This window comes from Geobacillus sp. YF-1 (genome assembly GCF_052692335.1).
Map to the genome: position 1 here is coordinate 950,594 of NZ_CP199850.1, position 14,961 is coordinate 965,554.

Sequence of the window (14,961 nt, forward strand, 5' to 3'; positions counted from 1 at the left end):
GAGTAGAGTCATGAGCGAGCATTCATGGATTCAAGAATTGCTGCAAATCGGCGGCAAGGACGGACAGTTCAGTGAAAAACAGCTAAAAATTTTGGAAGCAGCGGTGGAAATGTTTGCTGAAAAAGGCTATGCGGCGACGTCCACGAGTGAAATCGCCAAAAAGGCCGGGGTGGCGGAAGGGACGATCTTCCGCCACTATAAGACGAAAAAAGACTTATTGTTGGCGATCGTCACGCCGACATTGTTTCAGTCCGTCGCCCCGTTTTTGGCGAAAGAGTTTGTCCGCGAAGTGTTTGACAACGAATATGAGACGTACGAACAGTTTTTGCGCGCGGTGCTCGCCAACCGCTACGCGTTTGTGAAAACGTATTTGCCGGCGATTCGCGTGCTTTGGCAGGAGCTGGCCTTTCATTCCGAGATTAAACAATGCTTTCAACGCGTGTTTACCGAGCATGTGTATCCAAAATTCGCCCGCATTGTCCGCCATTTTCAAGAGAAAGGGGAGTTGGCCGAGCTGCCGGTCGATTCGGTCATCCGCTTGACGATCACATCGCTCGCCGGCTTTTTGGCCGCCCGCTTTCTCCTTTTGCCTGACCGCAACTGGGATGATGAGGCGGAAATGGAACGGACGATCCGCGTGTTGATGAACGGTCTGCGGCGCTAACCGGCCGGCTTCCGTCAAGGAGCCGGCCTAGTTGCTTTCTTTCGCGTAACGGAGGATGGCTTCGGCATCAAGCAGCGTTCGATCACGCTGATCTTGTTGAAAATGACTTCCCTTTTCATAGATGGTCCCGCTTTCCATAATTTATTGTAACACCGGCGTTCTCTCTTCGTTTAGCTTCGCATCACCAAAAGTTGTCCTTGATTTTTTCATCACGTACTTACGTATGCAACCAAGAAAGAACAGGAAACCAATCATGTTTTGCATACACTTGTGCAAAGAAGTGGACCGGCTGTCAAGTACATGTTGTGGTGAAAAGACAGAAAACGAAAAAAGAGGCGATGGCGACCACCCTTTTTCAGCGAAAATCCTTTATTCGTGCGAAAGAGTCTGACCTCAAGAAACGGACGTGCATTCGGTCAAAACGTTTGACCGAATGGCCGTCATGTTCTGGCACCGCCGTCTTCCGAAATGACGCTGGACCCTTTGTTTGGATCGAACGATGGATACCACTGGACATCGTTAAAAATATGGACAGGGGATCGCTCTTTGTCCAAGATGAAAAGATTGTACCGCAAGTCTCCATGATTGATTCGATTGATCAAATCTTTTGGTATATCGTCTATCCATGAGGAAGAAATGGTGATGGTATATGACAACTGTCCGTTGGCCGGCAAAGGGCCTTTGACGGCGTTCGAACGGTCAACATGGGTCACGCGAGAAAGTTCCTCTGGATATTGAATGACGAAATAGTAATCTCGATACTGTTCAAGCAACTGATACAGCTGCTCCGAGAGGGTGTAACGCATCGTCAAGTGAATCGAGCGGCTCGTTTTTGGCGGTAAATTCATTGACTAAAAAATGCGGTGGCAGAAATTTCTCCTCTAGCGATAACGGCTTCTGTTCCTTTTTTGCTTTTTCCTTTTGCTCGTTTCCTTGTACCGCTTCTTTCCCTACATGGTGCGGAGCGGGGGTAGGATCATGTCCGCGCTCGCACGCCGCCAGCAAGAGAACGCCGATAAAAAGAGGGTAGAAGAACTTTTCCTTCATAAAATCACCCATTCATGAAGATAGGTTGGAGGAATTGGGCTCCCGCTTTTCAGATGCCAAAACCAAGGCCGAGAGACAGGATCGCTTTTTACGCTACAAACACTAACAATATTTTCAAATTGATTGTCTCATCAAATAAGAAAAATGCCAAGCACAACCGTTAGTGAAAATTCGACATCTTTCGACTTGTGGTTTGTGGTATTGGTCATAAAAAAACGCCTCACCTTTTGTTCAAAGGTGAGACGATGTTCGTCAGACGGTTATGAGGCGATTTTTGCCACGATGGCGTCTCCTTCAACATCGATGCGGATCGCGCGCACCGATTGGTCAGCGTCAAGCAGGCAGTCGGCGATGTTGTCTTCGACATGCTCTTGGATGACGCGGCGGAGCGGGCGGGCGCCGAAGGCCGGATGGTAGCCGAGCTCAGCCAGCTTTTCTTTCGCCGCTTTGGTCACGTCGAGTTCAATGCCTTGTTCGCGCATCGCCGCTTTGACATCGGCGAGCATCAAGTCGACAATCTCAAGCAAGTGCGCTTTTTCGAGCGGCTTGAACTCGATGATGGCGTCGAAGCGGTTCAAAAATTCCGGCTTGAAGTAAGCGCTGAGTGAGTCAAGGACGCTTGATGGGCCGCCGCTTTGTTTTTCAAAGCCGACGGTGATTTTTTTGTCGGTGACGCCGGCGTTGCTTGTCGCGATAATGACCGTGTCTTTGAAACTGACGGTGCGGCCTTGGCTGTCGGTTAAGCGGCCGTCTTCCAAAATTTGCAGGAAGATGTGCTGCACGTCCGGGTGCGCCTTTTCAATCTCGTCGAGCAAGATGATGCTGTACGGATGGCGGCGCACTTTTTCCGTCAGCTGGCCGGCTTCTTCAAAGCCGACATAGCCCGGAGGAGAACCGATCAGCTTCGCGACCGAATGTTTCTCCATGTATTCGCTCATATCGAGGCGAATCATGGCGTCTTTCGTGCCAAACAGCTCTTCGGCGAGCGTTTTGGCGAGTTCCGTTTTCCCAACGCCGGTCGGGCCGACGAACAAGAACGAACCGATCGGGCGGTGTTTCGCCTTCAAGCCGGCGCGGCTGCGGCGAATGGCTTTGGCGACTTTTTGCACCGCTTCCGCTTGGCCGATCACTTTTTTCGCCAAGTTTTCTTCGAGATGTTTCATTTTTTCTTTTTCATCGGCTTGCAGCTTGCCGACCGGGATGCCGGTTTTCTCGGCGATGATTTGCTCGATATCGGCGGCATCCACGACAGGGCGTTCTTGGGTGACGCCTTGGTCGAGCTGTTTCTCCAGTTTCAGCTCTTCATCGCGCAGTTTTGCCGCCAGTTCATAGTTTTCTTCTTTCGCCGCTTGTTCTTTTTCTTTCGCGATTTGCATCAGCCGCTCTTGCAGCTGTTTTTCATCGGTCGGGCCGAGGCGCAAGTTCGCTTTCGAGCCGGCCTCGTCCAACAAGTCGATCGCTTTGTCCGGCAGGAAGCGGTCTTGGATGTAGCGGTGCGCGAGTTTGACGCACGCTTCGATCGCCTCATCCGTATAGCGGACATGGTGGAACTGCTCATATTTTGGTTGAATGCCTTTTAAGATGGCGATCGCTTCGTCAACGGTCGGCTCGTTTACGATGACCGGTTGGAAGCGGCGCTCAAGAGCGGCGTCTTTTTCAATGTGCCGGTATTCTTTCAATGTCGTCGCCCCGACGACTTGCAGCTCGCCGCGGGCGAGCGCCGGTTTTAAAATGTTGCCGGCATCCATCGACCCTTCGGCAGCGCCAGCGCCGACGAGCAGGTGAATTTCGTCAATGAACAAGATGACGTTTTTCCGCTCTTGCAGTTCGGCGATGAGCCGTTTCATCCGCTCTTCGAATTGACCGCGGATGCCGGTGTTGGCGACAAGCGAAGCGACGTCAAGCAGGTACACTTCTTTGTTCAGCAGTTTTTCCGGCACGTTTCCTTCGGCGATTTTCAGCGCGAGCCCTTCAACGATCGCCGTTTTCCCGACACCTGGTTCCCCGATTAAGACCGGATTGTTTTTATTGCGGCGGTTCAAAATTTCAATAACGCGCGCAATTTCTTTGTCGCGGCCGATGACGGGGTCAATTAAGCCCGCTTTGGCCATTTGCGTCAAGTTGCGGCCAAATTGATCCAAAAATCCGCCGCCATGACGCTGCGGGCGTTTGGCCGCCGTTTCCGGCGCGGCCGCTTGCGCGTTGGCCGCCGCCAGATGACCAGCGAACCAGTCGTCAAACGAAAACGGCGAAAAGCCGAAGTTCATTGGAATTGACAGTTGTTGTTTTTGTTTTTCATAGCATGTATGGCAGAGATGAAGCTGTTTTTTCTCACCATTCCATTGCAAGTTGACAAACACCGTTGCTTCACGTTGTTGGCATGCTTGGCAACGCATGAGGAATACCCCCTTCTCCGTTACTAGTAGTTTGACTTTGACTTTCTTTGACTTTCTGATTTTATTATACTTTGACCTTTTTTGACTTTCAAGTGTTTTGCGCAAAAAAATTTGTGATAACGATGAAATGTTTTTGAAAAAATGGTGAAGACTAATAGAGGTGGGGCGAAGCTATGATAAACTGAAAAACAGAAAAAGAGACTGTTTTGTTCACCTGTCCGGTCGGGCAAGTGGCATGACAGCTCTTAGATGGAAAGGAGAACAGGAACATGAAACGGTTCGCGTTAGCGTGTGTGGCTGCGTTGATTGGCCTCACAGCGGCGGCTTGCTCGGACAACAATAAGCGAACAGAAACGCCGGCTGTGCTTGATGTGAAGATGGAGATACCCGATCATATCGAGTTGAACAAGCCGACGAAGCTCGCTTGTGTCGTGACGTATGGCGGTGAAAAAGTAGACGATGCGAGCGAAGTAAAATTTGAAGTGTGGAAGCACGGCGCCGGCGATCGCGACATGCTGGAAGCGAAGCGCGATGGCAGCGGGCGCTATTCGGTCACCAAAACGTTCACCGAAGCGGGGACGTATTCTGTTGTCGCCCATGTGACGGCACGTGATATGCACAACATGCCGAAAAAAGATGTTGTCGTCGGCAATCCAAGCCAAGCGGCTGAAAAAGGAGAATCGGATAGCCACGCGTCCGGCGAAGCGGATCATCAGCACGGTGAGGCAGGCCATCACCACGACAACAGTGTGTCCATGTCGTTATCTTCCCATTCGGTGACAGCCGGAAAACCAGTGACCTTAGCGGTTCGCATCATGAAAGACGGAAAGCCGCTGACGAAGGCGACCGTCCGTTTTGAAATTTGGCAGGCGGACAACAAACATGAGTTTGTCGAAACAAAAGAAGCCGGAAACGGTGACTATCAGGCAGAGGTGACGTTTGCTACGCCGGGAACGTATTCCGTGAAAGTGCATGTCGAAGCGGCCTCCCTGCATGAACATCAAGTCGAACAAGTGATGGCGCATTAACGAAGACGAGGGTGTCCCAAAAGGAACGGGATACCCTCTTTCGTTGCTATAGATACGTGCTGACTGCTTCTGCCGCACTATAGTGCCGATCTTGAAGGCAGACAACCTTTTGGGTCAGCACCGTTTTTTCTATTGAGGAACATTCTCCGGTTCGGCCGTCTTTCTTGTCCGCTGCGGACATATACATGGAATGAAAAGAGAGGACAAGAGAAGGAGATGGCAGACGGTGAGAAAAAAAACGGAATGGGCGGAGGCGTGGCAAATTGCCGCCGTGTATGTCGGTACGGTGATCGGCGCTGGATTCGCGACGGGCAGAGAAATCATTGAATTTTTTACCCGGTATGGAACGGCGGGGACGATCGGGGTGGCGGTCAGCGGCGCGCTGTTCACTTGGGGCGGGGCGCGGCTCATGGTGATGGCGCGCCGCCTTGGCGCCGCCTCTTACGATGAATTGAACCGCTATTTGTTCGGGAAACGGCTCAGTCCGCTAGTGACCTTCGTGATGACGTGCATGGTGGCAGGGGTGACGGCGGTAATGATTGCCGGGGCGGGCGCGGTGTTTGAAGAGCAGCTCGGCTGGCCGCGGCAGGCGGGGATTGCGCTGACGCTTGGCGCGGCGTTGGCGGTCATGTTGCTCGACCGCAAAGGGCTGTTTGGCGTGAATGTGTTTGTAGTGCCGATGATGGTGTTGTTTAGCGTCACCATTTTGCTCAAAATGGCGACAGCCGGGCATCTATGCCGACCGGGGGCAACAGCAGCGGACTATTCGCTGAAAGCGATGATGGCGCCGTTTTCTTATGCGGCGTTTAACTTGGCCATGGCGCAAGCGGTGCTTGTTCCCGTCGCCCGCGAAGCGGCGAATGAGCGGGTGGTCAAGCGCGGCGCGGTGTTGGGCGGCTTGCTGCTGACGGGGCTGCTGCTGTTGAATCATACGGTGCTGTTGTCGTTTCCGCATCACGCGGGCGATGAAATCCCGATGGCTCAGGTGGTTCGGACGTTTTTCGCCGTGCTTTATTGGTTTTATGTCGTCGTGATTTACGGGGAAATTTTCACCTCCGTCATCGGCGGATTGTTTGGGCTGGAACGTCAGGCGCGCGCCTGGTGGCCCGGGGGCGGAAAACCGCTTGGGGTGCTGCTTGTGCTGCTGTTTGCCGCCGTCAGCCCATTTCGCTACGGGGAGCTGTTGTCGATGGTTTATCCGTTGTTCGGTTACATAAGCGTTTGTTTGTTATGGCTTCTTTGGCGCCGGCGTATGCCAAAGCGGTAAACAAGCCCTTTTGCTCCTTGCCCAAGCGGACGAGAAGCAAAAGGGTTTGCTTTTATAAAACCGGTCATTGAAGAGAGGTGGGCCTGTCACCAACTTCAGCGGTTTTCTCGGTCTTTTCGAAGTGAAAGCGGGAAATCATCTTATCCAATTCGCGCGCTGCCGCTGCCAGTGCATCCGCTTCGCGCGCCAGCTGATGAAGAGCGAGCGTCTGCTGTTCGAGCCCGGCCGATGTTTCATGAACCATGTTGGAAAATTCGGTGGCGACAGTGCGCACGCCTTCCATCAATTCACCGAGGCGTCTGCCGTCGGCGGTGATATCGTTGACGTAGACTTCGTTTTGTTGAAGCAAGCCGTTCAGCTGCGCAAACATGTTGCCGAGCGCCGTGAATGTTTCCCCGGTTTTCCACAGCGAATCTTTCGTTTTTTCTACGTGCCGGCCGCTTCCTTGCGCGGCATCGACCGCTTCTTTGAGCGCGTTCGCCATAGCGTCGAGGGAGGAAAAAATTTCCGACGCAAACGCGTTTGTGTCTTCGGCGAGTTTGCGCACCTCTTGGGCGACGATGGAAAACCCACGCCCCGCCTCGCCGGCCCGCGCCGCCTCGATCGACGCGTTCAGGGCGAGCAAGTTCGTCTGTTTGGCGATCGTGCGAATGGCGGCGATCATCTCATGAACGCGCCCGGCTTCTTTGGCCGCCTTGTCGATTAAGGCGGTCGTCTCCCCGATGCCGATCTGCATGGCATCCATATTCGTTTTCGTTTCGTCCATGAGGCGAATGCCCTCAGCCGCCGATGACCACGCTTCATCGGCCTGCCTGACGACCCGCTCTACAGCGGAACGCATTCCTTGGACGCGCTCCACCATTTGTTGGATGACGTCATCGGCTTGTCGGACGGCGTCGGTTTGTTGCTTGGCTCCTTCACGGAACGTTTCTACTGCGGCAGCGATTTCGTCAAACGATTCGGACAAGCGGCGCATTTCCATTTGTTGCTCATGGCTGACATCTCGCACCGTTTTCGCTGCTTTGCCGAGCTCGGTGATCATCGTGCGGATGCCGAGAATCATTTTGTTGATTTCGTAAGCGATTTGGTGAAATTCGTTTCGTTTCCCCGCCGTTTCCACTTCAGCGTGCAATTGGCCGGAAGAGGCGGTGCGGGCAACGCGGTACCAACGGCGCAGTTCGGTTGTCAGCCGCCGTTCCCAGAAAAACGAAAGCGCTGCGCCCGCTATCATCGCGGCCAAGGCGGCCAACCAGACAGGCAGCCGAGCGGCCGCCATTCCTCCGCCAACTGCGACGGGAAGGGCGACGAGGCTGGCAAACACCCACGGCAAATACGGGCGATGCATGAGCCGCCCTAGCCGCAAATTGATCCGTCTTCCACTCGGCTCTGTCCAAAGCGGGCAGCTAGCGTCAATCAACACTTCGCCCGTGTCGCGTTCGTACACTTGCAATAGCGGCTCGTTCGTGCGGGCGGCGGCGAGCCCGACCGGATCGGCGAAGGTTCGCCCTTCGCGGAGACGGTTGGTATGAATGAGGCCGTATCCGTTTTCGTCGACAACGACAAAGTATTCGTCATGGCCGAGCCGCTCATCCAACAAGGCGCGGAGGCGGTCGAGCTGCTCCTCAAGGGGGCGCGTCGGGTCCATGGATCGCCGCAGCCATTCCGCTGTTTCTGTCACTTTTTTCAACGCCTGTTTCGCGCGGCGTCGCTTCGTCAAGTCACTCATTCGGCATTCTCCTTTTTCTTTTCGTCAGTCTTTTACACGCGTCCAGCCAAAGAGCACGCACTGGCGTGATAGGGAAGAAGGCGTCTCCTTTTGATCGGCACGTTTCACCAAGGGGGCTATTTTTAATAATATATAGAAGATTTTGTCGAATCAATAGGAGATCAGAGGGGGATGAAGAAAAATCATCGATGGTTGGAAGTGGACTTGAAAGCTGGCGAAAAACAATAGATTCGCTCGATTGATGAGAAATTCCAAGGAATGACATGATGACGTTGCAAGGTTTTTTCCGGTTGAGAAACACGGTTGGAGAGCAGTATTTCCCTTTAAATCACCAACCTTCTTGGTTCGTCCACCTCCAAGTCGGCTGCTGAGGATGAATAAAACTCATGGATAGCTGGGAGACTATGGCGTAAACGGAAAAGCGAGGGGATGGACGTGGGGTTGTTCACGTTTTGGAAAAATAAGAAGAAACGCCCTCCCAAGCGTCCGGTTTCGCAGCTTTGGGAACAATTGCGGCAATCGAGCGACTTTGTCGAAGTATCGTTTCGCGTTGGAGGCAAAGAGCTTTCCATTTATTATTTTGATTCACTCGTCGATCCCCAACTGTTGCAAGAGCGGATTCTTTGCCATCTGCAAAATGACATTCCAAAGCATCCAGACGTCCGGCTGGAAGATTTGCAGCAAATCGTGCCGATTCAGCGCATTGAAGTGAGCGAAGACACGGCGCTGATCGAAGAAAAAGTGCTGAAAGGATTTGTCGCTGTCACCTTCCGCGAGCAGCCGAACAAAGCGGCGCTCATGAGCGCCCCTGCTGACAATTTAGGGCTGCGGGAAAACAACGATTCGGAAAATGAGTTCAGCGTCGTCGGGCCGAAAGTCGGGTTTATCGAAAACATCGGCGTCAACCTTCATCTCCTCCGGCGGCAAATCGCCATCCCGAATTTGGTGTTTCGGGAAATGGCGATCGGTTCTGTATCGAAAACGAAAGTCGTCGTCGCCTATATCGACGGCGTGGCCAATCCGGAAGTGGTGCAAACGGTGACGCAGCGGCTTGAGACGATTCACTTTGACGTCGTGTTTGACAACGCGATTTTGGATCAGCTGCTCGCCGACAATTCGCGAACGCCGTTTCCGCTCTTTATCTCGACCGAACGGATCGATCGCGCGGTGTATGCCCTCATTTCCGGGCAAGTCGCGGTGCTTTGCGACGGTTCGCCGTATGCGGTGATCGGGCCCGCGGCGCTGTTCGATTTTTTTACGTCGCCAGAAGATTACTATTTGCCGTGGGTACTCGGTTCGTTTTTTCGGCTGATCCGGTTTTTCGGCGTGGCGTTTTCCGTGCTGGCGTCGCCGATTTATGTGGCCGTGTTGACGTATCATTACGAAATGATTCCCGAGGATCTGCTCGGTCCGATCATTTATTCGCGTTCCAATGTGCCGTTTCCGCCCGTGCTCGAAGTGCTGTTTTTGGAAATTACGATTGAGCTGCTGCGTGAAGCCGGGGCGCGGCTGCCGACGAAAGTCGCGCAGACGCTCGGGATTGTCGGCGGGATTGTGATCGGGCAGGCGACCGTCGACGCCGGTTTGACGAGCACGATTTTGTTGATTGTCGTCGCCTTGGCCGCGCTCGCGTCGTTTACCACGCCGATTTTCAAAATGTCCAACACGATTCGGTTCATTCGGTTTCCATTCATTTTGTTTGCTGCCGGCTGGGGCGGGGTCGGGATTGCTTTTGCCGTCTGTTGGCTGCTCATTCATTTAGGCCGGCTGCAGTCGTTTGGGTATCCGTATTTGGTGCCGTTTTATCCGTTGCGGTTTCCGCATTTGAACGATACCTTTATTCGCTCCCCGTACAGCCAAGCGGCGGAGCGGCCGCAGTTTCTTCGCCCGCGGTCGCGGTTTCGCTTTGACCCGAAGGAGGCGAAGCAAAAGCGCGATATTGATGAGTAAAGTACGATGGCCGACATGATCGCCGCCCGTTTTGACGAGAAGCAAAAGCGCGATATTGATGAATAAAGGGGGATGATGATGCGGCGCGGGTGGCTATGGATCGGGGCGCTGCTGTTGCTAGGCGGGTGCGCCAGTTCGTCGCGCCCGATCGACGAAATTCAAATTATCCAAGAGATGGGATATGATTTTGCGAACGGTCGTTATACAGGGACAGCCGTGTACCCGACGTTCAAACAAGGACCGATGACGAAACCGAACATATTGACGACGACGTCGCCAACGATTTACGACCTCATTCCGCGCCTGTCGTCGAAATCGCCGTTGCCGATCGAGGAGGGGCAGCTGCGCCTCATTTTGTTCGGCAAGGAGTTTGCGAAGCGGGGAGTGACGCAGATTACGCACAGCTTGGCACGCAACAACAAAGTCGGAAGCCATTTGCTGCTTGGCGTGGCCAAAGGCAGCGCCAAGGAGCTGTTGCACATCACAGCGAAGACAACGCTCAGCGATACGCTCTATTTGCCGAACCTCGTCGAGCAAAATGAACAGTCGATGAACTTGCCGAAGACGAACTTGCATCTGTTTTTGTATCGCTACTTTTCCCCGGGGAGCGATCCGTTTTTGCCGTACTTTGAGAAAAAAGGCGATTTTGTGAAGCTCGAGGGGCTCGCGTTGTTTCGCGACGACAACTATGTCGGGCACGTCAGCTTGCGCGATGCCTTTTTAATGAAAATTTTGCTCGGGGAAACGAAAAACGGCGTTTATCAGCTGAAGGTTGGCAATCGCGGAAAGCAAGGCGAGGATCGGGTCATGCTGCAAAACTTATGGGCGAAGCCGAAATTTGAATGGAAACGTGACGGAAGCCGCCATCGCCTCGATGTGTCCGTTCATATTCATGCTTCGGTGCGAGATTATCCGTCATGGCTCGATCCGCTCATGGGGAAGCAGTTAGATAACGTGAGAAAAAAGATGGAAAGCGAATTGGAACACAATATGGAACGTTTATTCCGCTCTTTTCAAAAAAAGCGAATTGATCCGCTTGGCTTCGGCGATTTTGTCCGCAGTGTGACAAGACATTGGGATCAGGCTGCGTTTTACCGCGAATATCCGGACTTGGACATCCGCCCCCATGTGACAGTCGACATCGTGCACACGGGCATTGGCGAATAAGACGGGGACTATGAGGAGGGAAAATCATGAAACAACCGATTCCAGACCGGTTTCTCATCTCCCCGTTTTTCGTTTTTTTCGTCATCCACGCTACACAAATTGGCGTTGGGGCGCTCAGCTTCCAACGGCCGCTGATGAAAGCGGTCGGGCAAGACGCCTGGATGGTCGTGCTTCTGACCGGGCTGGCCACCCACTTGTTCATTTGGTTCATGTATCGCCTGCTTTCCCGCGCTCCTTTCGGCGGGGATATCGTCTTGCTTCATCAACATTATTTGGGCCGGTGGTTTGGCGGCCTGTTGAGCGTAGGGGTACTGTTTTACTATTTGTTGGCGGCGCTGACGGTGCTGCAGGCGTACATTGAAATCATTAAAGTATGGGTGTTTCCGTTCATGGGAACATGGCAGTTCAGCCTCATTTTTTTGGTGCTCACCTATTACGCCGTACTTGGCGGATTCCGCGTCGTGACGGGACTGTGTGTATGGGGTGTGGTCATTCCGCTGGCGACCATTTTCCCGATGTTGTTTTTCCCGCTGGAGTACGCGCAGTATCGAAACTTGCTGCCGGTATTCGACCATTCGTTTGGGCAGCTCGTCAGCGCGTCGAAAGAAATGACGCTGCAATATTTAGGATTTGAAATGTTGCTCATGTACTACCCATTTGTGAAAAACGCGCCGTCTTCGCAAAAATGGGCGCATGCCGCCAACGGTTTTACGACCTTCATTTACCTTGTCATCATTCTTATCTCGATCGTGTTTTATAATCAAGAACAAGTGCAGCACTTAACATGGCCGACGTTGACGCTGGCGAAAATTCCCGAAGTGCCGTTTATCGAACGGATGGAATACATCGTCATCTCGATTTATGTGCTTGTCGTGTTTCCGATCATCACCCTCTCGGTTTGGGCGGCGACGCGGGTTGTGAAACAGCTGTTTGCTGTCCAGCAGCGCCGGTCGCTGCCTATGCTTCTTGTCATTTTGTTTATCGGCACGCTCTTGCTTCAAGAGAAAGCGGACATCGAACGGATCAGCCAATGGACGGCCAAGCTCGGATTGTATCTTGTCGCCGTCTATGTTCCACTTTTATGCATCAGCGTGTGGGTGGTGGAAAAGGTGAAAAAAACGCTACAACAAAAGCCGTAAATATGGTATAGTGAGAAAGAAAACAGAAGAATACAATTCCGTACGTTTGTACGGGAGAGGTTTCTAGCAACACCCTCTATAAAAAACTAGGGACGGCTGTATCCTAGGGGTATGGCCTTTTTGTTTTGGAAACCTCTTCTTCTGCTCATTCAGAAGGAGGCGGATGAGGATGAAGCGAAAGGAAGAAAAGGCGGTCGTCGTCTTTAGCGGCGGCCAAGACAGCACGACGTGTTTGTTTTGGGCGAAAAAGCAGTTTGGTGACGTGGAAGCGGTGACGTTTGACTACGGCCAGCGCCACCGTCTAGAAATAGAAGTGGCCTCGTCCATCGCCGCGGAACTTGGCGTCCGCCATACGGTGCTTGATTTGTCGCTTCTCGGGCAGTTGGCGCCGAACGCCTTGACGCGGCGCGACATCGCCATTGAACAAAAGGAAGGCGAGCTGCCGACGACGTTTGTGGACGGGCGCAATTTGTTGTTTTTGTCGTTCGCTGCCGTGCTTGCCAAACAGCGGGGGGCGCGCCATATGGTGACAGGTGTGTGCGAAACTGATTTCAGCGGCTATCCGGACTGCCGCGATGTATTTATCAAATCTTTGAACGTCACGCTCAATTTGGCGATGGATTACGAATTTGTCATTCATACGCCGCTCATGTGGCTGACGAAAGCGGAGACGTGGAAGCTCGCTGATGAGCTCGGGGCGCTCGAGTTCATCCGCACGAAGACGCTGACGTGCTACAACGGCATCATCGCCGACGGCTGCGGCGAGTGCCCAGCGTGCGTGCTGCGCAAGCGCGGGTTGGAGGAATATTTGCGAGAAAAAGCGGAGGTGGAGGCGCGATGATGCATCAGCTCTATCCGCAGGTGACGCATCACTACCGCTATGAGTTGAACAAAGATATGCACATCGCCGCCGCCCATTTCATCCCGCACAAAGCGGCGGGAAGCTGCGCCAACGTCCACGGCCACACGTACATCGTCAATGTGACGATCGCCGGCGATGAGCTCGATGAGAGCGGCTTTTTAGTCAACTTCCAAACGGTAAAGAAGCTTGTCCACGGAAAATTGGACCATACGCTGCTCAATGATCACAACGATTGGTTTGACCGTCACGACCCGAACCGGTTTCCGACGACCGAAGTGGTGGCGCGCACGATTTATGAAACGATCCAGCGCTATTTGGATACGCTGCCGCACAAGCCGAAATGTTTGCAAGTGTTTGTCCGCGAGACGCCGACGAGCTATGTCGTCTACCGGCCGAAAGCGGGGGAGTGGTAATGGCGCGCACGATTCCGGTGTTGGAGATTTTTGGTCCGACCATCCAAGGAGAAGGAATGGTGATCGGTCAAAAGACGATGTTCGTCCGCACCGCCGGCTGCGATTACCGCTGCCGCTGGTGCGATTCGGCGTTTACGTGGGACGGGTCGGCGAAAGACGAGATCGAGCAGCTGACGGCCGACGACATTTGGCAACGGCTTGAAGCCATTGGCGGCCGCCGCTTCCGCCACGTGACGATCTCCGGCGGCAACCCACTGCTGATCGCCGCGCTCGGTGAGCTCGTCGCGCTCCTTCATGAAAAAGGGGTGCGGGTGGCGGTCGAAACGCAAGGGAGCCGCTGGCAGGATTGGCTGCTTGACGTTGACGACGTCACCCTTTCCCCGAAACCGCCAAGCTCGGGGATGGACACCGACTGGACGGCGCTCGATCAAATCATCGAACGGCTGCTGGCCGATCGCAGCCGGATGCGGCGCATCAGCTTGAAAGTCGTCGTGTTTGACGACGCTGATTTGGCGTATGCGAAACAGGTGCACTGCCGCTACCCAGGCGTTCCGTTTTACTTGCAGACGGGCAACGCCGATGTGGTCGCTTCCGAGGTCGATGCCCTTCGCGCAAAGCTTCTCGGCCGGTTGGAATGGCTCGTCGAGCAAGCCGCCGAGTCGGAGGAGCTGGCCGATGTCCACATCCTGCCGCAGCTGCACACGCTTCTTTGGGGAAACAAGCGCGGCGTGTAAAGCGGGGGCGGCTCACTTGGCATAGATCCATCAAGGAGGAATGAAGGAATGGCAGGAAGAAAAGAGGAAGAATTGAAAGAGTTGACGCTGCTTGGCAATCAAGGAACGACGTATTCGTTTACGTACAATCCGAATCTTCTTGAAGTGTTTGACAACAAACATCCTGACCGGGATTATTTCGTGAAGTTCAATTGTCCGGAGTTTACGACGTTGTGTCCAAAAACCGGACAACCGGACTTCGCGACGATTTACATCAGCTACATCCCGGACAAAAAATGCGTCGAAAGCAAGTCGCTGAAGCTGTATTTGTTCAGCTTCCGCAACCACGGCGATTTTCACGAAGACTGCGTCAACATCATTATGAACGATTTGATCAAAGTCATGGAGCCGCGCTATATCGAAGTATGGGGAAAATTCACCCCGCGCGGCGGCATTTCCATCGACCCGTATTGCAACTGGGGACGCCCGGGGACGAAATACGAAAACATGGCGGAATACCGGCTGCTCAATCACGACTTGTATCCAGAAAACGTCGACAACCGCTGAAATCGTCAAAAAAGAGGTAGTT

Annotated in this window: 14 protein-coding genes; 10 read left to right on the top strand and 4 right to left on the bottom strand. The window is 53.4% G+C overall.

Features of this window, described 5'->3' with window-relative positions; translation table 11 throughout:
* Positions 1-10: 10 nt before the first annotated feature.
* The gene (locus ACTVIM_RS04795) at positions 11-664 is read left to right on the top strand and encodes a TetR/AcrR family transcriptional regulator (RefSeq protein WP_445613834.1); all 654 of its coding nucleotides are present in this window, start codon (positions 11-13) and stop codon (positions 662-664) included.
* A 440-nt stretch (positions 665-1,104) separates the two neighbouring features.
* Here ACTVIM_RS04795 and ACTVIM_RS04800 read toward each other — a convergent pair whose 3' ends face one another.
* From ACTVIM_RS04800 to ACTVIM_RS04810, 3 genes are all read right to left on the bottom strand, one after another.
* Entirely contained in the window at positions 1,105-1,476 is a 372-nt protein-coding gene (locus ACTVIM_RS04800) for a hypothetical protein (RefSeq protein ID WP_445613835.1), read from the bottom strand.
* Positions 1,430-1,711 (bottom strand): hypothetical protein, encoded by a 282-nt coding sequence (locus ACTVIM_RS04805; protein WP_445613836.1) that lies wholly within the window; start codon positions 1,709-1,711, stop codon positions 1,430-1,432. The genes ACTVIM_RS04800 and ACTVIM_RS04805 overlap by 47 nt, the downstream gene beginning before the upstream one ends.
* 260 nt (positions 1,712-1,971) lie before the next feature.
* Positions 1,972-4,107 carry an AAA family ATPase gene (locus ACTVIM_RS04810; protein ID WP_445613837.1) on the bottom strand — a complete coding sequence of 712 codons (2,136 nt, stop codon included), beginning with the start codon at positions 4,105-4,107 and terminating at the stop codon, positions 1,972-1,974.
* A 269-nt stretch (positions 4,108-4,376) separates the two neighbouring features.
* On the opposite strand from ACTVIM_RS04810, the gene ACTVIM_RS04815 reads away from it, so the two are divergent.
* Both ACTVIM_RS04815 and ACTVIM_RS04820 read left to right on the top strand, forming a co-directional pair.
* On the top strand, positions 4,377-5,135 hold the full coding sequence (locus tag ACTVIM_RS04815) for a FixH family protein (protein ID WP_445613838.1): 759 nt from the start codon (positions 4,377-4,379) through the stop codon (positions 5,133-5,135).
* Between the two features lie 226 nt (positions 5,136-5,361).
* Entirely contained in the window at positions 5,362-6,402 is a 1,041-nt protein-coding gene (locus ACTVIM_RS04820; protein WP_033843396.1) for a membrane protein, read from the top strand.
* A 64-nt stretch (positions 6,403-6,466) separates the two neighbouring features.
* On the opposite strand, the gene ACTVIM_RS04825 is transcribed toward ACTVIM_RS04820, so the two are convergent.
* Positions 6,467-8,128: a methyl-accepting chemotaxis protein gene (locus tag ACTVIM_RS04825; protein ID WP_445613839.1), complete on the bottom strand. Its 1,662-nt coding sequence runs from the start codon at positions 8,126-8,128 to the stop codon at positions 6,467-6,469.
* A gap of 435 nt (positions 8,129-8,563) precedes the next feature.
* Here ACTVIM_RS04825 and ACTVIM_RS04830 point away from each other — a divergent pair, with 435 nt between their 5' ends.
* From ACTVIM_RS04830 to queF, 7 genes are all read left to right on the top strand, one after another.
* Positions 8,564-10,078 (top strand): spore germination protein, encoded by a 1,515-nt coding sequence (locus tag ACTVIM_RS04830; RefSeq protein ID WP_445614306.1) that lies wholly within the window; start codon positions 8,564-8,566, stop codon positions 10,076-10,078.
* Positions 10,079-10,156: 78 nt separating this feature from the next.
* Positions 10,157-11,245 (top strand): Ger(x)C family spore germination protein, encoded by a 1,089-nt coding sequence (locus ACTVIM_RS04835; protein ID WP_445613840.1) that lies wholly within the window; start codon positions 10,157-10,159, stop codon positions 11,243-11,245.
* A 26-nt stretch (positions 11,246-11,271) separates the two neighbouring features.
* Positions 11,272-12,384: a GerAB/ArcD/ProY family transporter gene (locus ACTVIM_RS04840; protein ID WP_445613841.1), complete on the top strand. Its 1,113-nt coding sequence runs from the start codon at positions 11,272-11,274 to the stop codon at positions 12,382-12,384.
* 169 nt (positions 12,385-12,553) lie between these two features.
* Entirely contained in the window at positions 12,554-13,225 is a 672-nt protein-coding gene (gene queC, locus ACTVIM_RS04845; RefSeq protein WP_445613842.1) for a 7-cyano-7-deazaguanine synthase QueC, read from the top strand.
* The gene (gene queD, locus ACTVIM_RS04850) at positions 13,222-13,659 is read left to right on the top strand and encodes a 6-carboxytetrahydropterin synthase QueD (RefSeq protein ID WP_445613843.1); all 438 of its coding nucleotides are present in this window, start codon (positions 13,222-13,224) and stop codon (positions 13,657-13,659) included. The genes queC and queD overlap by 4 nt, the downstream gene beginning before the upstream one ends.
* Positions 13,659-14,393 carry a 7-carboxy-7-deazaguanine synthase QueE gene (gene queE, locus ACTVIM_RS04855; RefSeq protein ID WP_445613844.1) on the top strand — a complete coding sequence of 245 codons (735 nt, stop codon included), beginning with the start codon at positions 13,659-13,661 and terminating at the stop codon, positions 14,391-14,393. Before queD ends, queE begins: the two co-directional genes overlap by 1 nt.
* 48 nt (positions 14,394-14,441) lie before the next feature.
* A complete protein-coding gene (gene queF, locus ACTVIM_RS04860) occupies positions 14,442-14,939 on the top strand; it encodes a preQ(1) synthase (protein ID WP_033017668.1) in 498 nt (165 codons plus the stop codon).
* Positions 14,940-14,961 lie beyond the last annotated feature (22 nt).